Annotated in this window: 24 protein-coding genes; 16 read left to right on the top strand and 8 right to left on the bottom strand. The window is 71.3% G+C overall.

All coding sequences use genetic code 11. From position 1 onward, the window contains the following. The first annotated feature begins 87 nt into the window (after positions 1–87). On the top strand, positions 88–1,281 hold the full coding sequence (locus tag ACFYXU_RS11950) for a DNA cytosine methyltransferase (protein ID WP_389457495.1): 1,194 nt from the start codon (positions 88–90) through the stop codon (positions 1,279–1,281). Here the strand turns inward: ACFYXU_RS11950 and ACFYXU_RS11945 are convergent, their stop codons facing one another. The 6 genes from ACFYXU_RS11945 to ACFYXU_RS11920 all read right to left on the bottom strand — a co-directional run bounded on the left by ACFYXU_RS11945 (position 1,282) and on the right by ACFYXU_RS11920 (position 9,155). Beyond that, positions 1,282–1,761 (bottom strand): very short patch repair endonuclease, encoded by a 480-nt coding sequence (locus ACFYXU_RS11945; protein WP_389457493.1) that lies wholly within the window; start codon positions 1,759–1,761, stop codon positions 1,282–1,284. A 17-nt stretch (positions 1,762–1,778) separates the two neighbouring features. Continuing rightward, entirely contained in the window at positions 1,779–2,531 is a 753-nt protein-coding gene (locus ACFYXU_RS11940; RefSeq protein WP_389457491.1) for an NgoMIV family type II restriction endonuclease, read from the bottom strand. Positions 2,532–2,540: 9 nt separating this feature from the next. After that, a complete protein-coding gene (locus ACFYXU_RS11935; protein ID WP_389457489.1) occupies positions 2,541–3,500 on the bottom strand; it encodes a NaeI family type II restriction endonuclease in 960 nt (319 codons plus the stop codon). Between the two features lie 51 nt (positions 3,501–3,551). Then, a complete protein-coding gene (locus tag ACFYXU_RS11930; protein WP_389457594.1) occupies positions 3,552–6,452 on the bottom strand; it encodes a Z1 domain-containing protein in 2,901 nt (966 codons plus the stop codon). 41 nt (positions 6,453–6,493) lie between these two features. Then, entirely contained in the window at positions 6,494–8,035 is a 1,542-nt protein-coding gene (locus ACFYXU_RS11925) for an ATP-binding protein (RefSeq protein WP_389407106.1), read from the bottom strand. A gap of 124 nt (positions 8,036–8,159) precedes the next feature. Continuing rightward, complete coding sequence (locus ACFYXU_RS11920) at positions 8,160–9,155, bottom strand: SEC-C metal-binding domain-containing protein (RefSeq protein ID WP_389457486.1); 996 nt, start codon at positions 9,153–9,155, stop codon at positions 8,160–8,162. Between the two features lie 63 nt (positions 9,156–9,218). Between ACFYXU_RS11920 and ACFYXU_RS11915 the strand changes: the two genes are divergently transcribed. Then, positions 9,219–10,055: a class E sortase gene (locus tag ACFYXU_RS11915; RefSeq protein ID WP_389457484.1), complete on the top strand. Its 837-nt coding sequence runs from the start codon at positions 9,219–9,221 to the stop codon at positions 10,053–10,055. On the opposite strand, the gene ACFYXU_RS11910 is transcribed toward ACFYXU_RS11915, so the two are convergent. Next, a complete protein-coding gene (locus ACFYXU_RS11910) occupies positions 9,991–11,388 on the bottom strand; it encodes an MFS transporter (protein WP_389457482.1) in 1,398 nt (465 codons plus the stop codon). The genes ACFYXU_RS11915 and ACFYXU_RS11910 overlap by 65 nt on opposite strands. A 90-nt stretch (positions 11,389–11,478) precedes the next feature. On the opposite strand from ACFYXU_RS11910, the gene ACFYXU_RS11905 reads away from it, so the two are divergent. From ACFYXU_RS11905 to ACFYXU_RS11885, 5 genes are all read left to right on the top strand, one after another. Next, positions 11,479–12,009 (top strand): winged helix-turn-helix transcriptional regulator, encoded by a 531-nt coding sequence (locus ACFYXU_RS11905; protein WP_389407110.1) that lies wholly within the window; start codon positions 11,479–11,481, stop codon positions 12,007–12,009. 224 nt (positions 12,010–12,233) lie between these two features. Continuing rightward, positions 12,234–12,530 carry a DUF6412 domain-containing protein gene (locus ACFYXU_RS11900; RefSeq protein ID WP_329851023.1) on the top strand — a complete coding sequence of 99 codons (297 nt, stop codon included), beginning with the start codon at positions 12,234–12,236 and terminating at the stop codon, positions 12,528–12,530. Between the two features lie 97 nt (positions 12,531–12,627). Beyond that, positions 12,628–13,350, top strand: a complete 723-nt coding sequence (locus tag ACFYXU_RS11895) for a YidC/Oxa1 family membrane protein insertase (protein WP_376508018.1) — start codon at positions 12,628–12,630, stop codon at positions 13,348–13,350. Positions 13,351–13,666: 316 nt separating this feature from the next. Then, positions 13,667–14,524, top strand: coding sequence for a fumarylacetoacetate hydrolase family protein (locus ACFYXU_RS11890; RefSeq protein ID WP_329851020.1), 858 nt, complete (start codon positions 13,667–13,669; stop codon positions 14,522–14,524). A gap of 78 nt (positions 14,525–14,602) precedes the next feature. Continuing rightward, positions 14,603–16,147: a choice-of-anchor A family protein gene (locus tag ACFYXU_RS11885; protein WP_389457479.1), complete on the top strand. Its 1,545-nt coding sequence runs from the start codon at positions 14,603–14,605 to the stop codon at positions 16,145–16,147. A 7-nt stretch (positions 16,148–16,154) separates the two neighbouring features. On the opposite strand, the gene ACFYXU_RS11880 is transcribed toward ACFYXU_RS11885, so the two are convergent. Then, positions 16,155–17,243: a Gfo/Idh/MocA family oxidoreductase gene (locus tag ACFYXU_RS11880; RefSeq protein WP_389407113.1), complete on the bottom strand. Its 1,089-nt coding sequence runs from the start codon at positions 17,241–17,243 to the stop codon at positions 16,155–16,157. A 77-nt stretch (positions 17,244–17,320) separates the two neighbouring features. On the opposite strand from ACFYXU_RS11880, the gene ACFYXU_RS11875 reads away from it, so the two are divergent. The 9 genes from ACFYXU_RS11875 (at position 17,321) to ACFYXU_RS11835 (ending at position 26,228) form a co-directional block, all read left to right on the top strand. Beyond that, positions 17,321–18,367, top strand: a complete 1,047-nt coding sequence (locus tag ACFYXU_RS11875; protein ID WP_389407349.1) for an ROK family protein — start codon at positions 17,321–17,323, stop codon at positions 18,365–18,367. A gap of 278 nt (positions 18,368–18,645) precedes the next feature. Continuing rightward, entirely contained in the window at positions 18,646–19,554 is a 909-nt protein-coding gene (locus ACFYXU_RS11870; protein WP_389407114.1) for a hypothetical protein, read from the top strand. Between the two features lie 50 nt (positions 19,555–19,604). Next, a complete protein-coding gene (locus ACFYXU_RS11865; RefSeq protein WP_329851016.1) occupies positions 19,605–20,363 on the top strand; it encodes a GntR family transcriptional regulator in 759 nt (252 codons plus the stop codon). 194 nt (positions 20,364–20,557) lie between these two features. Continuing rightward, the gene (locus ACFYXU_RS11860) at positions 20,558–21,679 is read left to right on the top strand and encodes a TIGR03364 family FAD-dependent oxidoreductase (protein WP_361393434.1); all 1,122 of its coding nucleotides are present in this window, start codon (positions 20,558–20,560) and stop codon (positions 21,677–21,679) included. Beyond that, positions 21,676–22,362 carry a phosphonatase-like hydrolase gene (locus ACFYXU_RS11855; protein ID WP_389407115.1) on the top strand — a complete coding sequence of 229 codons (687 nt, stop codon included), beginning with the start codon at positions 21,676–21,678 and terminating at the stop codon, positions 22,360–22,362. Before ACFYXU_RS11860 ends, ACFYXU_RS11855 begins: the two co-directional genes overlap by 4 nt. After that, positions 22,359–23,408 carry an ABC transporter ATP-binding protein gene (locus ACFYXU_RS11850; protein ID WP_389407116.1) on the top strand — a complete coding sequence of 350 codons (1,050 nt, stop codon included), beginning with the start codon at positions 22,359–22,361 and terminating at the stop codon, positions 23,406–23,408. The genes ACFYXU_RS11855 and ACFYXU_RS11850 overlap by 4 nt, the downstream gene beginning before the upstream one ends. Further along, positions 23,401–24,297, top strand: a complete 897-nt coding sequence (locus tag ACFYXU_RS11845) for a 2-aminoethylphosphonate ABC transporter permease subunit (protein ID WP_389407117.1) — start codon at positions 23,401–23,403, stop codon at positions 24,295–24,297. The genes ACFYXU_RS11850 and ACFYXU_RS11845 overlap by 8 nt, the downstream gene beginning before the upstream one ends. Then, a complete protein-coding gene (locus tag ACFYXU_RS11840) occupies positions 24,284–25,081 on the top strand; it encodes an ABC transporter permease (RefSeq protein WP_376508026.1) in 798 nt (265 codons plus the stop codon). The genes ACFYXU_RS11845 and ACFYXU_RS11840 overlap by 14 nt, the downstream gene beginning before the upstream one ends. A gap of 88 nt (positions 25,082–25,169) precedes the next feature. After that, entirely contained in the window at positions 25,170–26,228 is a 1,059-nt protein-coding gene (locus ACFYXU_RS11835) for a 2-aminoethylphosphonate ABC transporter substrate-binding protein (RefSeq protein ID WP_376508027.1), read from the top strand. Positions 26,229–26,317: the final 89 nt, after the last annotated feature.

Genomic DNA, 26,317 nt, shown 5'->3' with positions numbered 1-26,317 from the left:
TTGGGGTGCGTTGTCAGTGGGGTCTGTCACTCTCTGTGATGGCTGGCGGACAAGGCGCCAGCGAGGTACGTGGTCGAAGGAGGGTGCATGACCAGCACTGAGGCGGAGTTCACTTCAATCGAGATCTGCGCCGGAGCCGGCGGTCAGGCTATTGGCCTGCACGCTGCCGGTTTCAGGCATCTCGCGCTCGTCGAGATCGACAAGAACGCAAGGGAAACCCTGCGGCGGAACATCGAAGCGCGACCGGACTGGGGCTGGGAGAAGCTGCACTGCGACCTCAGCCACGCGGATGTCACGAACTTCGAGCCGTTGGAGAGCGTGCAGACGGACGGCGGTCTGATCAAGCCTGGGGACCTCGATCTGCTGGCCGGGGGTGTGCCGTGCCCGCCCTTCTCTCACGCGGGCAAGCAGCTCGGGAAGGACGATGAGCGGGATCTCTTTCCGCGGATGCTTTATCTCGTCGAGAAGTTGCGGCCCCGCGCTGTGATGATCGAGAACGTGCGAGGCATTCTCGACCCGAAGTTCTCGGACTATCGGGACTACATCACCGCCAAACTCCAGAGTGGCGACTACCGAGCTGAAGACGGCACTCTCGTGCATGACGAGGGCCTCGGGTACAAGGTGTGCCATTGGGGTCTCCTTGAGGCCAGCGACTTCGGAGTTCCGCAGCTGAGGCCCAGGGCGATTCTCGTCGCCATCCGCGAGGACGTCCTCAAGGATGACGTCAAGTACGAATGGCCGACTCCGACGCACGAAGACGCCGTGAGTGTGGTGGAGGCGCTCGCCACGTCGATGGAGGAGCGGTACAAGGCTCACTACGACGGCCCTCGTGACCAGGAAGCCCGCGCGGCCTACGCCCGTTGGCACGACACGGCAACGAAGCGTCACGAGGAGCTGCAGGCCAAGGACAGCGCAGGCATCGCTCCCACGCTAGTCGGCGGGTCGAAGAAGCACGGCGGCGCCGACCTCGGCCCGAGCAGGGCCAAGGCGGCCTGGAAGCAACTGGGTGTCTCGGGACTAGGGGTGGCCAACGACATCGAGACGTCCAAGAAGAAGGGATCCGAGGGGCGTGACCTCTTCGGCCCTGCGGGGCCCATGCTGACCGTGGAGCAGGCGGCGATCATCCAGGGATTCCCCGGGGACTGGATCTTCGACGGCGGTAAGACGGCTCAGTACCGGCAGGTCGGAAACGCGTTCCCGCCGCCGGTTGCCGAGGCCGTCGGCCGGTCGATCATGGACGTTCTGAGGGCCGCTCGTGAGCGGGACGCCCAGAACTCCTGATCACGTCGTGCCCGTGCCGCGTGCACGGGCACGACGCTTCTCCACCTCCGCAGCGATGTGGATGGCGCACTCCTCCGAGGGCTGGTGCTCCCAGAAACGGAGCACCGTCCAGCCAGCGTCTTCCAGGCGCTGGTCGGTGTCCCGGTCACGCGCCATGTTCCGGGCGACCTTGTCCGACCAATAGCCGGAATTCGTCTTCGGCGGCACATAGTGCTCAGGACAGCCGTGCCAATAGCAGCCGTCAATGAACACGGCAACCTTCACGGGCCGGAAAACGATGTCTGCCGTCCGGCGCAGCTCAGGCAGCGGCCTTGCTGCTACCCGATAGCGCAGCCCCTGTGCGTGCAACAGGCGCCGCACCAACTGCTCCGGCTTGGTGTCCCGGCTACGGATTGCCTGCATGTTGTGGCGACGTGCCTCTGACGAGGCCCATGAACCTTCTGGCGGCGACCATTCCGCGTCAGTATCTTGCTGGGTCATCGCATGCAGCCCTCCGACTACCAGCCTGCCAGAGTGTCGGCCAGCCTCTCGTACGGCAGGACCCGGCCCTGCTCGACGCATTCCTTCCAGTCGTCCTTCTGCTGCTTGCTGCCCACGTCCTGAACGGCTTTGGAGAGTGAGTCGAAGGCGATGTGGTAGACCGCATCCACCTCGCCCGTTCCGCGAGCGATGGCCGCGATCCGGCTGGGCATCGGCTCGGCCGTCACTGCCACGAGGTGCGGCAGACGGCCGCGACGGTGCCTGATCATCTGGAGGAACTCATGCCGGATGTTCTGGACGCGGTCGGACCGTATCGTCCATTTGCACGATACGGCGGCATGGAGGAACGGTCGGGGGTCACCCAGCAGGGGTGATTCCTCCACCCCCACGGTCACGTCCGGCTTGATCAGGTAGTCGCGTCCCAGCTCGGTCCTCAGTTCCGGGTATTTCTTGAGCAGTGCGGACAGTTTGGCGAGATGGTCGTACTGGCCGAATGCAGTCACTACCTGTTTGTGGTCAACCTGCCACTTCCGCTGGCTGTCCAACTGAGTCAGCGTGTCGGCGAGGTCGTCGCGCACCGCCACCTCAAGAGCCGGACCAGGGTCGGCGGGAGTCGCCGCATGGATCTCGTGGGGGATGCCCAGGTCTTCGAGTATGGCCGCGGCCAGCTGCTTTGAAGGGGTGCTGCTGGTGTCCGCGCTGTTGGCCACCAAGGCCCCCGAATCCAGCAGCTTCCAGCCGAGTAGCTGGGCGGCGAAAGATGCACTCATCAGACGGGCTCACTTAGCGGTTGACGGAAGACAAGGGGCGGGTTCGTCGGCTTCATCAGGGAAGGCGCACGCCCAGTGCCGACCGTCCAACATGACGCTGTGCCGATCGCTCGGAGATGTCACCTCAACTACACGAGCACTGACGAACTCCCCCTCCCGGGGTACGGGAATCCTGAGATCTGAGGCGATCCTCCGGTGGCTTTCGTAGTCCCCCATGATGAGGATTCCCCTGTCGCGCAGGGCTGAGCGCGAGCCGCCGTTTCCGCGGACGCGCTTCATGTAGTCCTTCTGCTGTGCAACCGTGCGGACCACGTTCCGGCTGATCCGCCGCTGCTGGAGCCGGAGGAACAGCTCATTGAGCCGCGCCTGGCCTGAGCCGGCGGCGAAGACCGCTGCCCGGTCGTCAGCGTTCATGTGGAGAAGGGCGTTCTCGGGGAGATCCTGCTGGTGCCACAGCCAGAGGATCCTGTTCCGGTGCTCCGCCTTGATCGTCAGTTTCTTGTCGCGGTTGTTTCCCGCGTTCAGCCAGGGCTCCTCGATGCGCAGGAGACCAGCGCTCCACCGGCTCTTGTAGTCGTCAGCCCATACGAGCAGACAGAGGTGGCCCAGCGCCTCAGGCGGGATCATCCAGCCGCCGAACTGCTGTGAGTACTTGCAGTCCACCTCGATATCGGCGATCTGGTAGTCCATGTCGGTGCCGTCGCTGAACTTGAACTCGCGCTGCAGGTTGATCTCGACAAGTGTGCCTGCGTGTGTTTTCTCGGTCTTGAAGAGTGTCTTCCAGTCGTAGCGGCCGGTTACCTCGCCGTTGAGCAACTGGTCGATGGTGTCGCGCAAGACAGCGGCAAAGCGGTGGCCCTCCGGGTCGAGCTGAAGGAGCTTGTGGTAGACCGCGGCGAGCTCTGCATCCTCGGCGAGGAGTGGCAGGCCTTGGATGTTGGACGCTGCCGTTATGTCCAGGGGAAGCACAGAGGGGGTCCTGTCTGATCAGCGGTATGTCGACGGCCTGCTGGGACGCGGTTACGACTCGTCACGTGTTCCTGATCGCTTGGCCTGATAGCGGAGCAGACGCAGAGAGGAATCGTTGGCTGCCGTCGGCGGGACGACCGTGAAGGCGAGAAACGTCTGAGAGGGGTCTGCCACGCCCTGTGGCGCAGCGGAGCGGAGCTTCGCGTCGTCGTCCGTCTCCACGACCGCGTAGAGAAGCACGATGCCTGTGCTGGCTCCGAGGGCAAGCGGCCCCGGGAGCGAGGCGCCAGCCCGAGCCTCGTTGATCAGAGCCTGAGCCCACCGCCGATGCTCCAGGCCTGAGATTCGGCCGAACGCGACTTTCCCCAGTTGGCGGCTCCGTCGGACGAGTGACGCCGGACCATGCCCGAGGAGGGTGCCCTCTACGCGACGGCTCGGAGTCGTCTGGGGAGCCACCAGCAGCCAGGTGTCGACCGCCGCCAGCGAACCATCGAGCTGCGCCAGGTAGTTGAGGTGAGGGGTGAAGTGATTGTCACCCTCCCACTCCAGCTGACTCAGCACGTTGATGAGCTCGGTGTGCGGCACGAGAGCCGTCGTTGCCTGGAAGGTCCGGGTGAGCGGACTGCTGCTGTCCGGCGGAAGGGCAAGGGTGACGGGATCGGCATCGAAGACGCGGAGCAGCGGCTTCCACCGCTCGGTGTTGCGCCGGGTCTGCGCCGTACCCAGAGGGTAGGCGGCGGGCTCGATCGGCTTGCCGGGGGAACGGATCTCGACCAGCTCGGAGTTGAACATCTTGTTCCGCGCCGAGGGCCTGATCAGCGCCAGGTGCTGTGAGACCAGGGGCAGCATGCGCTCGGGGGTCAGCTGAGGTTCGCCGTCGACCATCGTGGCGTACTGCGCGAGCTGAGCGCGGAACACCTCCTCGTCCTGGCAGATGGCCTCGAACGCCTCGTAGAGATCGAGGGTCTTGCCCTTGCCGTAGGGCTCCTCACGACCGATGTAGAGGCGCACCAGGTCGCGGTACTGATCCCGGAAACCGAACCAGCGGCCCATCTGCATCAGAGTGTCCGCCTGCTGGGTCTTGCGCCGGTAGTACGTGACGGTCAGTCCCTCGACGGTGAAGCCCCGGGAGAGCTTGGTGCCGCCGACGAGGATCTTCCAGACGTTGGGGGTGCGGTCGAAGTCGAGATCGGCCTGCTCGTAGTCGCGTTCCTTGTCACCATTCACGATGATGACCGGATCGCTTCCCAGGCTGATGAGCCGGCGCGCGCTGCTGATGAAGGGCTTGAGTACCTCATAGGAGTTCGGGACGGGCGCGCCTTCGGCCCGGGCGTCACAGACCGGCTTGAAGTCTTCGTGGAAGAGCTTCGCCAGCCGCTCGTGCGCGGCGCTGCTGCTGTAGAACTCGCGCCACGCCCCGTTCAGACGCTGGGCGAGAGCCTTGTGGTCTGCCATGCGTACGGAGTCGTGGACGAGCATGGTGTGGTGGCGGTACTTGCTTGCGGGCACGCCCTGGCTGACGCGGTAGAGCTTGAACGCGCCCGAGAGGATGAACGCGTCCAGGGCTTCCAGAAGCCTGTCGTCCGTACCGTCAGGAACGCCGCGGACGTGGGCCTTCTCCTGGGAGTTGGCGAAGGTCCGCTCGTCCAGGGGGACTGCCGACTCAAGGTCGTGGAAGTCCTGGACTCCCATGTAGCCCACTGGACGGGGCAAGGAGATGAGGAAGTCGCGCGGGAAGATGTCCTGGGCGTCGTCCGGGTCGATGAAGACGTTGGCGAAGGGCGTTGCCGTGTATCCGACGTACTGGGCGCGCGGGAGCAGTTTGAGGAGCTGGGAGATGAGGCCGTTGATGGCCGTGCGGGTCTCCTCGCCCTCTGTCTGCTTGGTCGGGTTGACCGTGTTCACGGATGCCTGGTCGGACTCGTCGTCGATGATCAGCACGGGGAGCTCGCCGAGGATGTTGCCCACCCTCTTGAGGTCCGTTACCAGTTTGGTGAGGACGTCCTTGTTCTTCTTCACCACCATGACGCGGGCTGCCGAGGGATGCAGGTTCACCGGGTCGTGCAGAGGGCGGGTGGGGTCGCTCTTCGGGATGTCCAGTGCGCTGATGCCCTGCCCCAGGCCCTGGTAGTCGTCGTCGCGAGTCGTCAGCCGCTCGATGTCGAAGGCCCCGCGGTCCGAGGGCCGGCCAGCGTGGGAGACGAATTTGGCGGGCCAGTCCTCGTCGTCCTGGTAGTCGATGTCGATCAGGCTGTCGATGTCGTCGGGGCTGATGCCGCGGAGGATGTTCTCCCTGCCGATCAGCTCCATGTCCAGACGGCGCTGGGTCTGGCCGCGCAGGAGATTGAGTGTTCCTCCGAGAACGACGACCAGCCGGTATCCGGCGTCGACTGCCTTGGCGATGACACCGGTGAAGTTGGCCGTCTTGCCCGACTGCACGTAGCCGACCACAAGGCCGCGGGCACTGTACGCCTCGGCCCGGGTGGGATCGGCTAGCCGCTCCACCACGCTGTGCGAAGCCTGGTCGAGACTTGCGATGGCGGCCTCGCTCCAGCCCTTGTCACGCAGGACTCGCTCGTACGCCGACCAGTAGAACGAACGCGCTGTGCTCTTCTCCTTGGTGTACCAGGGAGTGAAGTCCTTGCTGATCACCACGGGCCGTGTGCCCGTGACGAGGGGAACCGCCACGTCGAGTGCCTTGCAGACCTCGTCGGTGAAGCCGAGCCTCGCGTAGGTGTCGGAGCGCCTTTGTTCGGTTCCAGCAGGGGCGGCAGACCAGGGTGCAGTTTCGGCCATGTCCCAGGACGTCAGCTTCTGAGTCCAGAGCGCCATGAATTCGGGCTGTCCGGCCAGCAGCAGGCTGCGGAACTCCTCCAGGTCTCCGTCGGCGGGCTCCTCGAGGTCGGAGACGGCGAAGGCGATCTTGGCGAAGTCCTTGGGGCCACGGTTCATGGCGCCCAGGGCATCAATGTGGAGGTTGAGCAGACCGTTGTTCACTGGAGCGCCTCTCCGCGAGTCAGCTCGCACTGGGCGGCGGACAGCAGAATGCTGTTCCACAACGCCATCTCGTCATTTCGCTGTGCACTGGACCGGCCCATGCGGAAGTTCTTCTCCAGCATGAGATAGAGCATGGCCTTGAGGACCGGAGCATCGTTCGACCCGGCCCGACGTTCTCCGTTGAAGGCCTGCCGGAAATCCTTGTTCAGGCGTACGACGTGCTCCTCGCGGTCGATGTCGAAGAAGACGTCGGGCGGCAGGCCCTCCCAGCGGAAGGTGATGGGCTCCTCGCCCTCCAGTGCGGGGAGCTCGTCGCGGAGCGTTCTCTTCAGCTTCGGATCGACGCCCTTGCCCGGAGGGATGACCTCCTTGCGCTGGACTTCGGTAGGCCGGCGTGCGGCGTCCCGGTAGACCTGCTCCGCCTCGTTCAGGTACTGGAGGAAAGTGCTGCCGTCGCTGGCTGCCGCCTTCTCCAGGCCACGTGCGAAGGCCGGGGTGACGTTGATCCCGTCCTTCTTCACCGTGAGTGAGAAGACGCGGTTCGGCTGGGAGGGCAGGTCGATGGCGATCCGGGCAAGGTGGTGGTGCGTCTCGCCGCTGCGGGTTCCGTTCCAGCCTCCGGCTTGCACCAGGCGGTCGTTCCGGTAGACGTAGAAGCCCTGACGCTCAGCGAGAGGGCCGATGCCGCGGAAGGCCACGAGCGGGGACTTGGGCGGCCAGATGTGGGCTTCAAGCTCCAGCTCGCCGACTCCCTCGACGGGAGCTGTGTACGTGCGGGGATAGCCTGCCCGTCCAGGGATCCGGTAGCCGAAGGGGTTGATGGCTTCGACACCGCGGTGGTCGAGTTCTTCCCTGGTTCTCACGTCTTCCACGACGATGTCGATGTGAAAGTCGTCCCTTGCCAGGAAGCGGTGGAGGTACAGCCCGAGGTGGGTTTCCAGCCGCTCGATCGTCTCGTTCAGGAAGCGGTCGGTCTGGCCTGCGGTGATGGTTCCGAAAGCCCGCACCCCGTCCCACCGGACGATGGTGCCGTGCCAGCCGATCACACCGTCGTATCGGTCAACGAGGTCCTGGCAGTACCTGGAGTCGACGATGTCGCACGTGAAGTCCTCGTGTGCCCGGGCCGTGAGCCAACGTCGCCCCGTGGAGGGGCTGCGCTTGGTGCGGCTGATCACGGTCAGAGCATCGGCGTGCGACAGCGAGGCCGCCTTCAGTCCGGCTCCGAAGTGGCCCAGCGCGTCGGCGGAGTAGTCCTGCTGCCCGCCCACGGTCATGGCGACGTCTAGCGCCGCGTCGTTCATGCCGTGTCCGTCGTCGACCACCAGCAGGCTCACGAGACGGTCGTCATCGCGCGAGAAGCTCACCACGACGTTCTTCGCGTCGGCGTCGATGGAGTTGTCGATGAGGTCGGCAATGGCCGCTTCGAAGCCGTAGCCCTGATGGGTCAGCGACTCCACGTACCGGGCGGCTGGCGGCAGGCGCTTGCTCCCGCTCGTGGGCACGTCGAACTGCCAGTCAGGGCCGGACTCGTAAGGCACGTGTCTTCCTCGCACACAGGACTGACCTGTGCAGGAATGCGGCCAGTCTCACAGCAATGTGACGCGGATGACGTTACTCCAACCGACTGACACCGTGCGTGGAAACGGTCAATAAAGGTGCAGGTCAGTCGCCCCCGTGGCACTCCCCATAGACCCGCCCCGACCCGCACCAGCACTCCTCGTCGCGGAGTGGGGGCCACGGGGTTGCCCGGGCCCTTGCTGCCAGGGTTGTCGTGTATTGGGGGAGTAGGTCCGCGTTCGACGGGGTCGTGGATTCCGAGGCCGCGAAGGCTTCGTACGAGGGGACCGTCGCTCGGACGATGCCCAGGTTCGGGGTGCCGGCGGCCGCGAGTTCGCGGAGGGAGGCCTCGATGTCCGTCAGGTGGGCCCGGTACGTCGGGTACTCCGCCTCCAGTTCCGGGTACGCCGCCAGCAGTTCGTCCAGTTCCGGTTCCAGCCAGTGCAGCACCGCCACCGGGAACGGACGGGACAGCGCCGTGCGGTAGGTGCCCAGCTCCGAGCGGAGCCGGGTGATCTCCGCCTGGAGTTCCGCCGGGTCCGAGGAGCCGAGCGACCACAGGCGCTTCGGGTCGTGCAGCTCGTCCAGGCCGACCGTGCCCGTGTGCAGGCGGTCCGCCCGGGTGTCCCAGTCGTCGTGCGGCAGCGCCAGCATCCTGCGGATCCGGTGCCGGGCGGTGAGCAGCGACTGGGTGGCGTGGGGGAGGTCCTCCGGGGTGGCCAGGAGCGTCGCCGCGTCCGTCAGGGCCGACTCCGCCGCCTCCAGCTCGTCGTGGGCCTCCAGCGTCTCGGCCGCGATCTGCCAGGGCGCCGCGTCCGAGGGCTTCGCCTGCCGGACGCCGTCGATGATGGCCCTGGCCTCGGCCTCGTGCCCGTACTCCCACAGGTTCGCCGCCTTCAGCGCCCTGATCAGGTGCGGGTCCGCCGGTTCCCCGGCGAGGAGGGTGTCGTAGAGGGCCGTCGCGCCCGGGCGGTCGCCCGCGAGCTCCCGGTGGGCGGCGGCCTGGAGGTACAGGGGCTCCCGGTCGCCGGGGTACTGCTCCGCGGTGCGCAGCAGACGCTCGGCTTCGGTGGTGTGGGCGGCAGGCGTATCGGGGCGCATGCCCACCACCGTACTGCTGTACGGGCCTGGAGAGTTGGCGCCTCAGCGCTTATCGTGCCCCGCGTGCGGGCCAGGGTGGGGCAGCGGGTGCCGGTCGTCGTCCAGTCGGGAGGACGATCTCGTACGGGCGCCCGCGCGCTGTGGCTGGCCGCCGAGACCGTCGTCACCTGCGGGGTTCTCCTGCTGCTTCTCGTGGTCCATCAGCTCTGGTGGACCAATCGGGAGGCCCGCGCCGAGGCCCTCGACCAGGTGCGCGTCCTGGAACGGGAGTGGGACATCTCTCCCCCTCCTCCGCCCGCGCCGACGGAGGAGAGGGAAGGGGCGGAAGGGGTGCAAGGGGAGGGGGCGGCCGCCGAGGCGGGGGAGGGCGTGGTCCCGTCCGGGGGCGATCCCGGGTCCGGGGCTGTTTCCGTGGGCGGGAGGGGGGCCTCCGCGCCCGCACCCTCCGACTCCTTCGCCGTGCTCCGCGTTCCCCGGCTCGGGCTCACCGTGCCCGTCGCCGAAGGGGTGTCCAAGCGGTCCGTCCTCGACAAGGGGTACGCCGGGCACTATCCCGGCACCGCCGGGCCCGGGGCCGTCGGGAACTTCGCGCTCGCCGGGCACCGGAACACGCACGGTGAGCCCTTCCGGTACATCAACCGGCTCCGGGACGGGGACGAGATCTCCGTGCGTACGCGCGCGCGTACCTACGTCTACCGCGTCGATCTCGTGCTGGCCTCGACCTCGCCCCGGGACGTCGGTGTCATCCGGGCCGTGCCCCGGTCCCTCGTCAAGCCCTCCTACGGGTACTCCGCCCCCGGGGCCTATCTCACCCTCACCACCTGCACCCCCGAGTTCACCAGCGCCTACCGGCTCGTCGTCTGGGCGAAGCTGGTGTCGACCGCCCCAGGGCGAGGGTGAGGGCCCCGCCCGTGAGGGCCAGGGCGGCGGAGACGAGCAGGGCCGTGTCCGGGCCGGTGGTCACCAGGGCCAGCGTCAGGGCGACGCCGGCGGAGGAACCGATGTAGCGGGCGGTGTTGTTCGCGCCCGAGCCCATCGCCGCGCGCTCCGGCGGCACCGAGTCGACGGCGAGCCGGGGCAGGGCCGCGTTCAGGAGGCCGCTGCCCGCACCGGCCACCACCAGGCCCGGAAGGAGCCGGGGCCAGGGGCCGTCCAGGGCGCCGAGCAGGGCGAGGACGCCCGCCGCCGACAGGACGAAGCCGAGGGCCAGCTGGTGCGCGGCGGAGAGCCGGCCCGCGAGCCGGCGCGCCTGGAGCGCCGCCACGAACGCGGTGCCGGACCAGAGGAGGAACAGCGCCGCCGCCCCCAGCGGTGACATCCCGGCCCCGCCCTGGAGCAGCGCGGGCACCACGCTGAACAGGCCGATCACCGCCAGGCCCGTGAACAGCGCCCCGAGCGTCGACGCCAGGAACGCGGGCCTCCGCAGCAGCGCCAGGTCGATCATGGGCGCACGCCCGCGGTGCTCGACCGCCGCGAAGAGCGCCGTCAGGGCGGCCGAGGCGAGCAGGAGCAGGAGCACCGGGAGGCGCAACCAGCCGTCCCGGCCGAGGGTGAGCGCGGTGAGCAGGGCCGTCAGGGCCAGGCCGAGGGCCACCGCCCCCGCCACGTCCGGCCGGGGGGCGGCCGGGAGCCTCTCCTCGCGAGCCAGGGTCCGGGCGCCCACGGCGGCGGTCACCAGCGCCGCCGCTCCCAGCACCGCGTAGGCCAGGCGCCAGTCGGCCAGGCTCAGCGCGCCCGCCAGGAGGGGGCCGAGGGCGATGCCGCCGCTGACCGAGGCGCCCCAGATGCCCGTGGCCCTGATCCGGTCCCGGCCCGCCGGGTACGCCTGGGCGAGGAGGCCGAGGCTGCCGGCCAGGACGGCCGCGCTCGCCGCGCCCTGGGCGATCCGGGCCAGGGTGAAGGTGACGGTCGAGCCGGCGAACGCGCCGAGCGCGGTGGTGAGGCCGAGGGTGAGGGTGCCGAGCAGGAAGACCCGGCGCCGGCCGTGCGCGTCGGCGAGGCTCCCGGCGACCAGGAGCAGGACGGCCAGGCCGAGCGGGGTGCCGTTGAGCAGCCAGGCCCGCGCCGAGGCCGGGGTGCCGAAGGCGGCGGCCATGTCGGGGAGGGTCAGCATCGGTGCCGTGTAGTTCATCAGCGCGACCGCGGTGGCGGCGGCCGTGACGGCGAGGGTGGCGCGGGGGCGGCCGGCGGGCGCGGCCGGCGCGCTGCGGGCCGCGGCGGCGAGCTGGGGCATGGCAGGGACCTCCACCCGGTCAGTTCGGTCAATGAACTCAGCCTAGCAGTGAGGTTCGTTCAATGAACCTTGAATCGGTACGATGGATCCATGGCCCTCGGCAAGGACTACTCCCACCAGCAGTGCTCCATCGCCCGCGCCCTGGAGGTCGTCGGGGAGCGCTGGACCCTGCTCGTCGTCCGCGACGCCTTCTACGGGGTCCGCCGCTACAACGACTTCCTCCTCCACCTCGGCATCCCCCGCGCCGTGCTCGCCGCCCGCCTCCAGGCCCTCGTCGAGGCCGGCGTCCTCGACCGGCGGCGCTACCAGGAGTCGCCCCCGCGCGACGAGTACGTGCTCACCGAACGCGGCCTCGGCCTCTGGCCCGTCCTCCGCTCGCTCGGGACCTGGGGACGCGCCGAGGTTCCCGGAGCCGTACCCCTGCGCCACTTCCACCACGCCGACTGCGGAACCGAACTCGGGCCGTACGGCGAATGCCCCGCCTGCCGCGTCCCCGTCCCGCTCGGCGACATCGAGATGCGGCCCGGCGCCGGGCTCGACCCCGACCCGGCCGACCCCGTCAGCCGCGCCCTCCTCAGGCCCCGCCGCCTCCTGGCCCCGCTGGAGCACGCGAGCTCCTGAGCGCGGACGCCCGGGACCGGATGCGCGGGGCCGGACGCCCGGGACCGGATGCGCGGGGCCGGACGCCCGGGACCGGATGCGTGAGGCCGGGCCCGCGGAACCGGACGCGTCCCGGCGTACAGTCGTACGGGACAGAGGAAAGTCGTGGGCGCGCGCGGGAACTTCCGGGTCTCCCCGGGCGTCTTCCCCGTGACAGACGAGCCGTGGGCGAAGGAGGTGGCGGAATGGCGATCAGGGCCCTGGTCCTGCGCGTCGTCGCGCCGCTGTTCTTCCTGCTCGCCCTCGCCGACCTGCTCCTCTCCGACGGCGCGAGCCTCTCCGCCGCCGTCGCCCTCGCCGCGACCGGCGTGGTCTGCGCCCTCTTCGGCGCCCGGACGGCCCCCGCCGTACCGCCCACCGCCGTCCGCACCGCCATCCGCGACCGCGAGCGGCGCACCGCCTTCCTTCCCCAGCGCGATCCCGACGCGGCGGGGCGCCGCAGACCCCGCGCTCCCGGCCGTCCCCTCCCGACGGCCGCGTAGGGAGCCCGTACCACCCGTACCGAGCACGCACCTTCCGCGGACCCGTCATGCCGACTTCTCCTGCTTCCGGCACGACGAGACCCCACGGAGGGCTCCCTTGAACGTCTTCGCTTCCCTGGTCGAGCGGCTCGCCGACCTGCTCCAGCCGCTCTTCGCCGGCACCGCCACGGCCGCCGCGATCGTCCTCTTCACCCTGCTCGTGCGGCTCGCGGTCCACCCGCTCTCCCGCGCCGCCGCCCGGGGCCAGAAGGCCCGCACCCGGCTCGCCCCGCAGCTCGCCGAGCTCCGCAAGAAGCACGCCAAGAACCCCGAGCGCATGCAGAAGGCGATCATGGAGCTGCACGCGCGGGAGAAGGTCTCGCCGCTCGCCGGCTGCCTGCCGAGCCTGCTCCAGGCGCCCGCGTTCTTCCTGATGTACCACCTCTTCTCCAGCGGGCGGATGTCCGGGCACAGCCTCTTCGCCGCGCCGCTCGGCCACCACTACGCCGACGCGCTCGCCGACGGGGGCGTCCTCGGTCCGGCCGGTCTGGTCTACCTCGCGCTCTTCGCGCTCGTCGCCGCCGTCGCCACGTACAACTACCTCCGCGCCCGGCGGCAGCCGGCCCCGGTCGCGGTCGAGCCCGGTCAGCCGGGGGCCGCGATGGCCGCGGGCATGGCCCGGTACCTGCCGCTGCTCTCCTTCGCGACGCTGATCTCGGTCGCGGTCGTGCCGCTGGCCGCCGCGCTCTACATCGTCACCAGCACCACCTGGGCCGCCCTGGAGCGCGCCTACCTGTACCGGGACATGCCGGCGGCGGCGAGCCTGGCCACCGCCGTCTGAGTACGGCCGGGAGCGCCCCCGGCCGGACCGGGGCCCCCTCCGGCGGATTCCGGGGGCGGCCCCCGGCGAGGGCCCGGGACTGTCCTCGCCGGAGTCCGGGAGCGCCCCAGCAGCGGTCCGGGAGCGCCCCCGTCGGGGCCCCGGAGTGCCCCGGCCTCCGCCCGGTTACTCACGCGTAAGGGTCCAGTGTGTGAACGGGGTCTTGCAGAGTGACCCGTTGTCTTGGAGGATCGACCAATCCTCCGATGGCCGCACTCCATCGGCCGGGGCACCTCAGGGCCCTTCCCGGGCCCTCCTCGACCACAGGGAGAAGACCATGAAGCTGCTGCGTGTCGGCCCGCCGGGAGCCGAACGTCCCGCCCTGCTCGACCAGGACGGAACGCTGCGCGACCTGTCCGCCCTCGTCGACGACATCGACGGCAGTCTGCTCGCCGACGCGTCCGCCCTCGACCGCGTGCGCGGCGCGGCGGCCGCCGGTGTGCTGCCCGCGCTCGACGCCACCGGGCTGCGCGTCGGCCCGCCGGTCGCCCGGATCGGCAAGGTCGTGTGCATCGGGCTGAACTACCACGGCCACGCCGCCGAGACCGGCCAGGCCACCCCCGCCGAGCCCGTCGTCTTCCTCAAGGCCGCCGACACCGTCGTCGGCCCGGACGACACCGTGCTCGTACCCCGCGGTTCGGTGAAGACCGACTGGGAGGTCGAGCTCGCGATCGTCATCGGCCGCACCGCCCGCTACCTGGAGACCGACGAGCAGGCCCTCGCGCACGTCGCCGGGTACGCGGTCGCCCACGACGTCTCCGAGCGCGAGTTCCAGATCGAGCGCGGCGGCACCTGGGACAAGGGCAAGAACTGCGAGACCTTCAACCCGCTCGGCCCCTGGCTCGTCACCGCGGACGAGGTGCCGGACCCGCAGGACCTCGGTCTGAAACTGTGGGTGAACGGCGAGCTCAAGCAGGACGGCCACACCTCGGACCAGATCTTCCCGGTCGCCGAGGTGGTCCGGTACGTCAGCCGGTTCATGACCCTGTACCCGGGCGACATCATCAACACCGGCACCCCCGCCGGCGTCGCCATGGGGCAGCCGGAGCCCAAGCCGTACCTGCGGCCGGGTGACGTGGTCGAGCTGGAGGTCGAGGGCCTCGGCCGGCAGCGGCAGGAGCTCAAGGGCGCCTGACCCGGCCGGGCAAGAAAGAGGCGGCGCCCCCGCGTGGGGCGTCGCCTTTTTCGTCCTCTTTTTTGCATATTGCCCGATATGGAGAGAATCTCGCACGAGCGGCGGCGCGACCGGCGCCGTCTCGCCCTCATCGCCGCGTCCACGGTCGGGGCCACCGCCCTCGTCGGAGCGCTGGCGGTCACCGGCCACGCCGATCCCCTGCCCGGCGGCCTCGGACCCTGTAAGCCCGGCAACTGCCCCGCGACGTACCCGGACGACAACGGCAGCGGAACCGTCGTCTACCGAGACAACAACATCAACGTCTTCGTCGGCGGCGACTTCCGCGTCCGCGAGGCCGCCGCCGAGGCCGAGGGCAAGGTCGTCGTCCTCGGCAGCTTCGACCAGAACAAGCGGCAGGGCGCCTCCGCCGTCTACAACGTCGGGGTCGCCGGCGTCGGCTCGCGCGTCCCGCCCGACGACGGCACCGACTTCCTCACCGTCGGCAAGGACCTGACGGTCGCCGCCCAGCAGCGCCTGCTCGCCGAGGAGGGCACGGTCCACGGCGTCGTACGGTACGGGGGAGCCCTCTCCGGCACGGTGAGCCCGGCCCCGGTCCACGACGCCGCCGCGGCCGACCCGTACAAGGCGCTCCGCGGGCAGCTCACCGACGCCAGCCACTGCTACGCGTACGTGAACGGGGCCTCCCGCACCCCCACCGGCACCGCCGTGAACAACGACTACGAGACGCTCTTCACGGGGGACGGCACCTCGGCGCTCCAGGTCTTCAACGTCGACTTCGACCTGGAGTCGGCGAGCGGCGGCCAGCAGGGCATCCGGTTCGCCGGGATCCCGGCGGGGGCGACGGTCCTCGTCAACCTCCTCGGGGCGGACCGCACCGTCGACTCGTACATCGACCAGCTGCCGGACGGCCTGCGCGAGCGGGTCCTGTGGAACGTCCCGGACGCCACCGCGGTCACCTTCAAGGGCGGGGCCCAGTTCGCGGGCAGCGTGCTCGTCGGGAACCAGGCCAGTACGACCACGGTGACGATGCCCGGCATGAACGGCCGCTTCTTCACCACCGGCAGCCTCACCCACAGCTCGGAGGCGACCGGCGGCGGGGGGCAGGAGATCCACGCGTACCCGTTCAACGGCGACCTGCCGTCGTGCACGGACCCGACGCCGACACCGACGCCCACCCCGACGGATCCGACGCCGACCCCGACGGATCCCACCCCGACGCCGACCGACCCGACTCCCACCCCGACCGACCCGACGCCCACCCCCACCGACCCGACGCCGACCCCCACCGACCCGACGAACGGCGGCTCCACGGACGGAGGCTCCACGGACGGCGGCTGGACCACCGGGGGTTCGACGAACGGCGGGGGCACCGACGGCGGTGGCACCGACGGCGGCTGGACCACGGGCGGGTCCTCCACCGGCGGGTCGTCGTCCACCGGCGGTGACTCCGGGCACGGCGACAGCGGCTACGGCGACTCGGGCGGCCACCACGGCCCGAACGGCGAGCTCTCCGAGACCGGCGCCGGCACCGGGAAGCTCGTCATGGGCGCCACGGCGGTCGCCCTCGGCCTCGGCGGCGGCGCGCTCGTGCTGATCGGCCGCCGACGCAGGCGCAGGAGCTGAGCGTCCGTCAGAGCGTGACCACGCGGCCCTCGCGCGCCGAGAGCCGCGCCGCCTCCAGGACCTCCAGGGCGGCGGCCGCCTCGTGCGCGGTGACCGGGTTCTCCCCGGTGCCGCGCACGGCGGCGGCCACGGACGCGTAGAACGCCGGGTAGTCGCCGGGCAGGGACTCCACCGGGAGGCCCCCGCCCGTCAGCGGCGACTCCCCGGCGCCCAGCCGGCCCCACAGCTGCTCCGGCTCGACGCCCCAGACGACGCCGGGCCCGGGCCGCAGGCCCTCGCGGAGGGCGGCCTCCTGGGGGTCGAGACCGTACTTCACGAAGCCCGCGCCCTGCCCGAGCACCCGGAAACGGGGGCCGAGCTGGGCGGTCGTGGCGCTCACGTACAGGTGGGAGCGGACGCCGTTCGCGTGGGTGAGCGCGAGGAAGGTGTCGTCGTCGGCCTCGGCGCCCGGCCGGCGCACGTCCGACTCGGCGTACACCGAGGTCACCGGGCCGAAGAGTACGAGGGCCTGGTCGACGACGTGGCTGCCCAGGTCGTACAGCAGCCCGCCGATCTCCTCCGGCGCGCCGGACTCGCGCCAGCCGCCCTTGGGGTGCGGGCGCCACCGCTCGAAGCGGGACTCGAAGCGCTGGACCTCGCCGAGCGCCCGCTCGTCGAGGAGGCGGCGCAGGGTGCGGAAGTCGTTGTCCCAGCGGCGGTTCTGGAAGACCGAGAGGAGCAGGCCGCGCTCCTCGGCGAGGGCGGCGAGCGCGCGGGCCTCGGCGGCGGTCCCGGCGAGCGGCTTGTCGACGACGACGGGGAGGCCGGCCTCCAGCGCGGCGGTGGCGACGGCGACGTGCGTCTTGTTCGGGGAGGCGACGACGACCAGGTCCAGCTCCCCGGCGCCCTCGGCCCACAGCTCCTCGGGGCGGGCGGCGACCCGGACGCCGGGATGGGCGGCCCGGGCCTCGGCGGCCCGCTCGGGATTGCCGGTGGTGACGGCGGTGAGGACGAGGTCCTCGGAGGCGGCGATCAGCGGGGCGTGGAAGACGGAGCCCGCGAGGCCGTAGCCGACGAGTCCGACGCGGAGCGGGGTGCGGGGGTCGGTGCCAGTCATGCCGACCACTTAAGCAACGCTGTTGCCAAAGTGCAAGCGGCGGCGACAATGGGGGAGTGAGGAATGACCTGGTGGGAGTGAACGTACCGGCCCTGCGCAGCCACAACGCGGCGCTCGTGCTCGACCTGCTGCGCACGGCGGGCGGGACCGGCATCAGCCGTCTGGAGCTGGCCGAGCGGACCGGGCTCACCCCGCAGGCCGTCAGCAAGATCACCGCGCGGCTCCGGGCCGAGGGCCTCGCCGCGGAGGCCGGTCACCGCGCCTCGACCGGCGGCAAGCCCCGTACGGTCCTGCGTCTGGAGCCCTCCGCCGCGCACGCCCTCGGGATCCATCTGGACCGCGACGAGCTGACGGCCCTCCTGACCGACCTCGCGGGCACGGTCCTGGAGGTCCGCCGCCGCCCGGTGGACCTGGGCGCGGGCGCGGGACCGGTCCTGGACGCGGTGGCGGAGGAGGCGGCCGCGCTCCTGGCGGCGCTCCCGCCCGGCGGGACCGTGCTCGGCGCCGGGGTGGCCATGCCCGGGCCGCTGGACCACCGGGCCGGGGTGCCGGGCCGGGTCACCGGCTTCCCGGCGTGGGCCGGACATCCCGTACGGGACGAGCTGGCGGCGCGCCTGGGGCTGCCCGTCGTCCTCGACAAGGACACCAACGCCGCCGCCCTCGGACTCGCCCTGCGCCCCGGCGCCCCCGCCTCCTTCGCCTACGTCCACCTCGGTACGGGGCTGGGCGCGGGTCTCGTCCTCGGCGGCGCGCCGCTGCGCGGGGACAGGACGGGGGCGGGCGAGCTCGGACACCAGACCGTGCAGCTCGACGGACCGCCGTGCGACTGCGGCGGGCGCGGCTGCCTGGAGGTCCTGTGCCTGACGGCCGTCGCGCGCGGCGAACGCGCCGGTGCCGCGCGGATCCTGGGCACGGGCGCGGCCAACCTGGTCCGGCTGCTCGACATCGACGAGGTCCTCCTGGGCGGGCGGGTGGTGCTCGCCGACCCGGAGGTCTTCGCGGAGGGGGTGCGGGAGGTGCTGACCGGGCTCGGCCTGACGGCACCGGTGGGGCTGGCGGCCGGCCGGGACGCGGTGGCGGAGGGCGCGGCGTGGCTGACCCTGGGCCCGGTCTTCGGGAAGTGACGGCGGGGTCCTCGGGGGCCGGTGCGGGCGGGGCCTCCTCGGTGAGTCCAGGACTCCCGTGGTCCTCGACCTGACCGGCTCCCCCCCCCCGCGATTCCGTACGGCACGACACGACCACCCGCCCCCCGACTCTCATCCGATCATCGGAAAGTAGGCCGATCGGATGGATCGGCCTCCCCCCGCGGGTGCGTTTCCGGTGTCGCTGTCCCGCCCGCCCCCTCCCGCGTGGCAGCGTCACCGCCGTCCGCACGTCCGCGAGCAGCAAAGGCACCCGGCCCATGGCATCCGCCCCCCTGCGCCCGCGCCGCCGGTTCCGCGGCGTCCGCGCCGTGACCGTGGCCGCCGCGGCCACCGCCCCCCTCGCGATCACCGCCCCCGCCTTCGCCGTCCCCGCGCCCGACCCGCCCGCGCCCAGCTGCGGGACCCCGTCCGGCGGGGGATTCCCGCTGGACACCCGGATCCACGGGGGACCGGACGACTATCCGGCGGGCGGTTCCTTCCAGGACTGGAAGCTCGACCTCACGAACACCACCGACGCCCCCTGCGCGGAGGTCCACCCGGTGCTCGTCCTCGCCGACCGCGACCGCACCCTGCGCCCCGAGCAGATCCGGTTCGAGTTCTACGACGCCGGTGCGGCGCGCTGGCGCCCGGTGGCCTTCGAGTCGACCGAGGAGGCCGAGAACGTGGGCGCGTTCACCGGCTTCGGCGGCTTCGCCGTGCCCGCGGGCCGGACCCTCACCGTCCCGGTGCGCCTGGCCTTCGAGGCGGAGACGGCACCCGACGAGGTCGTCGTCAACGCGGCGGTCGTGCAGCGCAGGGGCGAGGACGGCGACTGGATCGGCGAGTCCGGGGACTACCGCCTCACCGTCGGCCCCGCCGGACCGGTCGCCCCCACCGCACCCGGCACGCCCGGACCTGACACACCCGCAGCCGGCACACCCGCACCTGACACACCCGCTCCGGCCGACCCCTCCGCGCCGCCCGGCAAGGAGTCCCGTCCCCCCGCGCCGACCGCCCCCGCCACCGGGAGCGCGGAGGTCCCCGTCGGCATCGCGCAGGACCCCGAACTGGCCAGCACCGGAAGGGAGTCGGAGACGTCCGCGTGGGTCACGGGACCGGTCGCCGCCGGTCTGGTCCTGCTCGGCGCGCTCCTCGTCCGGGCCGCCCGGCGCCCCCGGCACCGCTGAGCCATGCTCCGTACACCTGCCCGTTCATCCCCGTCTGCGACCATCCCCGGATGAACTACCAGACCAGCCCCGGCGCCCCCGTCCGCTCCGGCATCCCCGAGCACGGGCGCGTCCCCAAGTACTACGCCGTCAAGGCGAAGATCGCCGTGATGGTCGACGAGCTGGGGGAGGGCGGGCTGCTGCCCACCGAGCGCGATCTCGCCGTCCGGTACGAGGTCTCCCGCGAGACCGTCCGCCAGGCGCTGCGCGAACTCCTCCTGGAGGGGCGGCTGCGCCGGCAGGGCCGGGGCACGGTCGTCGCCGGGCCCAAGCTGGAACAGCCCCTCTCGCTCGCGAGCTACACCGAGGGCGTGCGCCGCCAGGGCCGCACGCCCGGCCGCAGCCTGATCTCGCTCGACCGCTTCCCCTGCCCGGAGGCGCTCGCCCCCGAGGTCGGCGCCGAACGCGGCGAGCCCGTCTGGCACATGGAGCGCGTGCTGCTCGCCGACGACGAGCGGGTCGGCCTGGAGAGCACGTACGTCTCGGAGGCCCGCGCCCCGCGCCTGGACGCCGAGTTCGACCCGGACTCCTCCTTCTACGCCTACCTCCACGACCGGCTCGGGATCTCGTTCGGCGACGCCGACGAGCGCATCGAGACCGTCCTCGCGACCCCGCGCGAGGCCCTGCTCATCGGCACTCCGCCGGCGCTGCCGATGCTGCTGCTCCACCGCGTCTCCCGGGACACGGCCGGGCGGCCCCTGGAGCGGGTCCGCACGCTCTACCGGGGCGACCGGTTCAGCTTCACCGCGCACCTGGGGCACCAGGGCTGACCGTCCGGACCCCCGGATCCCGTCCCTGCTTCACCGCGCACCTGGGGCACCAGGGCTGACCGTCCGGACTCCCGGATCCCGTCCCCGTAAGGTCACGGAACGGTAACGGGTCTGGTCCAAGCTTGTCGGGCCGTTCACCGTCCCGTCGCCCACCGGATCCGCGCGGTCCACCCGCCCCCGCGACCGTCGACGTCATGAAGGTGATCGTCGTAGGAGCCGGCGTGGTGGGAACCATGCACGCCTGGCACGCAGTGGAACGCGGCCACGAGGTCGTACACATCGAGCGCGAGGCCGAGGCGCGCGGAGCGTCCCTCCGCAACTTCGGCCAGATCTGGGTGAGCGGACGGGCGGGCGGCGAGGAGCTCGACACCGCCCTGCGCGCCCGCGAACTCTGGGAGGGCATCGGCGCCCGCGTCCCGGGGCTCGGCTTCCGGGCCATCGGCTCCCTCACCCCGGTGCGCAACGAACTGGAACGCGCCGTCGCCGAGGCTGCCGTGGCACGCCCCGACGCCGCCGCGCGCGGCTACAAGCTGCTCACGGCCGCCGAGGCCCGCGCGGTCAACCCCGCCCTGCGCGGCGCCTTCGAGGCGGCCCTGTGGTGCGAGCGGGACGCGGCCGTCGAACCGCGCCTCGCCCAGCTCGCCCTCCGCGAGGCGCTCCTCGCCACCGGGAAGTACACCTTCCTGCCGAACCGCGAGGTCCGGGACGTCGTCGGCGAGAACGCCGTCCGCGACGACCGGGGCGAGACGCACACCGGCGACGCGGTCGTCCTGTGCACCGGCGCCTGGCTGTCCGGCCTGGTCCGCGAGGTCGCCGGGGAGATACCCGTGCGCCGGGTCCGGCTCCAGATGATGCAGACCGCCCCCCTCGGCGAGCCGCTCACCACCTCCGTCGCCGACGCGGACTCCTTCCGCTACTACCCGGCCTACGCGTCCCCCGCCCTGGACGCCCTCCACGCGGGCCAGGCACAGGACCCGACCGCCGCCGCCCACAAGATGCAGCTGCTGATGGTGCAGCGGCTCGACGGCGGACTCACCATCGGCGACACCCACGAGTACGAGCACCCCTTCGCCTTCGACACCCTCGAAGACCCCTACGAGCACCTCACCCGCGTCGTCGAGTCCTTCCTCGGCCGCCCGCTGCCGGCGATCCGGCGCCGCTGGGCCGGGGTGTACGCGCAGTGCGTCGACACCAGCCGGGTCGTGCACCGCCAGCGGGTCCGTGACGGCGTGTGGCTGGTGACCGGACCCGGCGGCCGGGGCATGACCTGCTCGCCCGCCATCGCCGAGACGACCGCGAACGAACTGGGCTGGTGAACACCGTGAAGAAGCACAACCTCGTCGTCCTGGACATGGCCGGCACGACCGTCGCCGACGGCGGCCTCGTCGAGCGGGCCTTCACGGCCGCCGCCGAACGCCTCGGCGAAGATCCGGCCACGATGATCGACTACGTCCGCGCCACCATGGGCGAGTCCAAGATCTCCGTCTTCCGCCACCTCTTCGGTGGCGACGAGAGCCGCGCCCAGGAGGCCAACCTCGCCTTCGAGGCCGCCTACGGAGAACTGGTCGCGGGCGGTCACATCGCCCCCGTCCCCGGCGCGGCCGAGGCGATCGCCCGGCTGAAGGACCAGGGCCGCACCGTCGTCCTCACCACCGGTTTCGCCCGGGTCACCCAGGACGCGATCCTCGACGCTCTCGGCTGGCGGGAGCTGGTCGCGCTGACGCTCTGCCCGGCGGACGCGGGCGGCCGCGGACGCCCGTACCCCGACATGGTCCTCGCGGCCCTCCTGCGCACCGGGGCCGTCGACGACGTGCGGGACCTGGTCGTCGCGGGCGACACCTCGTACGACATGCTCAGCGGGGTCCGCTCGGGCGCCGGGATCGTCGCGGGCGTCCTCACCGGCGCGCACGGCGAGACCGCGCTCAAGGAGCACGGCGCCACGCACGTCCTCGCCTCGGTCGCGGAACTCCCCGGTCTCATACGGGAGTACGAGGCATGACCAGCGGCATCCGCTTCGACGGCGTCACCGTCACCTACGGGAGCAACACCGTCCTCGACTCCCTCGACCTGACCGTCGAGCCCGGCGAGGTCATGGCCCTCCTCGGGCCCTCCGGATCCGGCAAGACCACCGCGCTGCGGGCCGTCGCCGGATTCGTCCGGCCGGCCTCCGGACGGGTGTTCCTCGGCGACCGCGACGTCACCGCGCTCCCGCCGCACCGGCGGGGCATCGGGATGGTCGTCCAGCAGTACGCCCTCTTCCCCCACCTCAGGGTGGAGGCCAACGTGGCCTTCGGCCTGAAGGCCCAGAAGGTGCCGAAGGGCGAGATCCCGGCGCGGGTCGCCGAGGCGCTGGAGATGACCGGCATGGCGGCCTACGCCCAGCGCTACCCGCGCGAGCTCTCCGGCGGCCAGCAGCAGCGCGTCGCCATCGCCCGCGCGCTCGCCATCCGCCCCGGGGTCCTCCTCCTCGACGAGCCGCTGTCGGCGCTCGACGCCCAGCTGCGCTCCGGAATGCTGGCCGAACTGGCCCGGCTCCACCGCGAGCTGCCGGACGTGTCGATCCTGTACGTCACCCACGACCAGGTCGAGGCGCTGACCCTCGCCGACCGGATCGCCGTCATGGACCGGGCGCGGCTCCAGGACTGCGGCACCCCGCAGGACCTGTACCGCAGGCCCCGGACCGAGTTCACGGCCTCGTTCGTCGGCAACGCGAACCTGCTGCCGGTGACGGTGGGGGAGCGGGGGGCCGCCTTCGCGGGCGTCACCCTCGACGTCCCCGCCTCCGAGGCACTGCCCGGCTCCACCGCGACCCTCTGCGTCCGGCCCCACCTCGTCGGCCTCGGCCCCGGGCCCAACGCCCTGAGCGGGCGGATCACCGAGGTCCAGTGGCGCGGCTCCACCCACCGGCTGTACGTCGACGTGGGCGGGCACCGGGTGAAGGCGGACGTACGGGAGCTGCGCGAGACGCCTCCGCTGGGGTCCGAGGTCACGGTGCACTTCGCACGGGAGGACGCCGTGCTGCTGGCGGGGGTGCACGATGGGTAGCCGTGCCACCGGGCTCAAGGAGCGCCCTGCGGCACCGGGGGCCGCGCCCGACCGTTCCGCCCCGGTGGAACCGGTGCCCCTGAAGGCGGCCGCGATCCCCACGTGGGCGTGGGCCGTTCCCCCCGTCGCCGTCCTCGCGCTCGTCTTCCTCTATCCGCTCGCCCTCGTCGTCCGGGAGTCCCTGGCCCCCGGCGCGTACGCCGAGGTCATCGGCTCGGCTTCCTTCCGCGACGCCCTCGGCACCACCGTGTGGCTCGCCGTCGCCGCCACCGTCGGCTGCCTGGTCCTCGGCTTCGTCCTCGCGGTCGTCATCGCCTTCGTGCCGTTCCCCGGCGGGAAGGCGGTGTCGAAGTTCATCGACGTCTTCCTCTCCTTCCCGTCGTTCCTGATCACGCTCGCCCTGCTGTTCGTCTACGGCACGGTCGGCATGGCGAACGGCCTGTGGACGGACGTCACGGGGGCGGCCGAAGGGCCGTTCCGGTTCCTCACCACCCCGTGGGGCGTCCTGCTCGCCGAGATCACCTACTTCACCCCGTTCGTGATGCGCCCGCTCCTCGCCGCGTTCTCCCAGATGGAGACCGCCCAGCTGGAGGTCGCGTCCTCGCTCGGCGCCCGGCCGCTGCGGATCGTCCGGCAGGTGATCCTGCCCGAGGCGCTCCCCGCGCTCGCCGCCGGCGGCAGCCTCGTCCTCGTCCTGTGCCTCAACGAGTTCGGGATCGTCCTCTTCACCGGCGCCAAGGGCGTCACGACCCTGCCCATGCTCGTCTACGGCAAGGCCATCCTCGAATCCGACTACGCGGCCGCCTGCGTCGTCGCCGTCGTCAACGTCGCCCTCTCGGTCGGCCTGTACGTCCTCTACCGGGGGGTGAGCCGTCGTGCTGGTGCATAGCCGTACGGGCAGGTGGGGCGTCTGGGCCCTGTTCGCGGTCCTCTTCGTCCCGCTGTTCGCCCTGCCCCTCCTCGTCATCCTCGCCGCCTCGTTCTCCACCCACTGGTCCGGAGCCTTCCCCTCCGGACCCACGACCGCCCACTACACGGCGGCCGTGCGCGGGGAGTCCCTCCAGGCGCTCACCACCAGCCTGGTCACGGCCGTCACCGCGAGCGTGATCGCGCTGACCGTCGGCACCTGGGCCGCGCTCGCCGCGGCGGCCCTGGGGAAGCGGGGCAGGCGGATCCTCGACGCCCTGTTCATGCTGCCGGTCGCCGTGCCGTCCGTGGTCGTCGGCCTGGCCGTCCTCGTCGCCTTCTCGCAGCCGCCGATGCTCCTCAACGGCACCCGCTGGATCGTGATCCTCGCGCACACCGTCCTCGTCACGGCCTTCGCCCACCAGTCGGTCTCGGCCGCCATCCGGCGCCTCGACCCGATGTACGAGCAGGCGGCGGCCAGTCTCGGCGCACGCCCCTCGTACGTCCTGCTCCGGGTGAAACTGCCGCTCCTGCTGCCGTCCCTGAACGCGGCCGCCGGGCTCTGCTTCGCCCTGTCCATGGGAGAGCTCAGCGCCACGATGATGCTCTACCCGCCCGACTGGACCCCGCTGCCGGTGCTCATCTTCACCGCGACCGACCGAGGCTCCCTCTTCACCGGCTCGGCGCTCGCCGTGGTCCTCATGGCGACGACCCTGCTGGCCCTGCTCGCGGTCTCCCGCCTCCGCACCAGGGCCTCGTACCGCTAGCCCGGTACGGCCGGCCCGCCAGTTCCCCCGTACAGCCCGTCCCACCCCGTCACGCCAGTCCCCCGTACCGCCAGGAGAGAACAACGTTATGCGTACGTACGCCAAGCCGGTCGCCGCCGTCACCGGGGCCCTCCTCCTCGCCGCCCCGCTCACCGCCTGCTCCGGCTCCTCCGCCGCCTCCGACGAGAAGGTCGTCACCGTCTACAGCGCCGACGGCCTCAAGGGCGAGGCGGGCGACGGCTGGTACGACAAGGTCTTCGCCGACTTCGAGAAGCAGACCGGCATCAAGGTCGAGTACGTCGAGGGCGGCTCCGGCGAGATGGTGCAGCGCGCCCTCCGCGAGAAGTCCAACACCCAGGCCGACGTGCTCGTCACCCTGCCGCCCTTCATCCAGCAGGCCGGTTCGAAGGGCCTGCTCCAGTCGTACGAGCCGAAGGGCGCCGACCACGTCGACGGCGCCGACAAGTCCGGCGACGGCACCTGGACCTCCGTCGTCAACAACTACTTCGGCTTCGTCCACAACAAGAAGGAGCTCCCCGGCGCCCCGAAGACCTGGGAGGAGCTGCTCGACGCGAAGTACAAGGACAAGCTCCAGTACTCCACCCCCGGCGTCGCCGGTGACGGGACCGCCGTCCTCATCAAGGCGATGCACGACTTCGGCGGCAAGGAGCCCGCCCTGGAGTACCTGAAGAAGCTCCAGGCCAACAACGTGGGCCCGTCCTCCTCCACCTCCAAGCTCGCCCCCAAGGTGGACAAGGGCGAACTCCTCGTCGCCAACGGCGACGTCCAGATGAACTACGCCCAGTCCAAGTCCATGCCGAACCTCGGCATCTGGTTCCCGGCGAAGGACGGCGGCAAGCCGACCACCTTCGCCCTGCCCTACGCCGCGGGACTGGTGAACAAGGCCCCCCACACCGAGAACGGCCGCAAGCTCCTCGACTTCATGCTGAGCGAGGGCGCCCAGCGGGAGGTCAGCGCGATCGGCGGCGGCTTCCCGGCCCGCAAGGACGTCAGGACCACCGACGCCAACGCCCTCGCGCTGGCGAAGCTGATGGACGGCGTCGAGGTCTTCGAGCCCGACTGGGCCGACATCGACAAGAACCTCGCGGCGTACGTCGACGCGTGGAAGTCCGCCACCGGAAGCTAAGAGTTCACCGTACGACTCTGGAAAGCCTCCGAACATCGCGGAAAGATAACGGGTACGGACCAACGCCCCTGAGGAGTCAGGGGCGTTGG

Source organism: Streptomyces sp. NPDC002232 (genome assembly GCF_042890295.1).
Lineage (GTDB): Bacteria > Actinomycetota > Actinomycetes > Streptomycetales > Streptomycetaceae > Streptomyces.
This window is presented reverse-complemented; position numbering and strand designations above follow the sequence as displayed.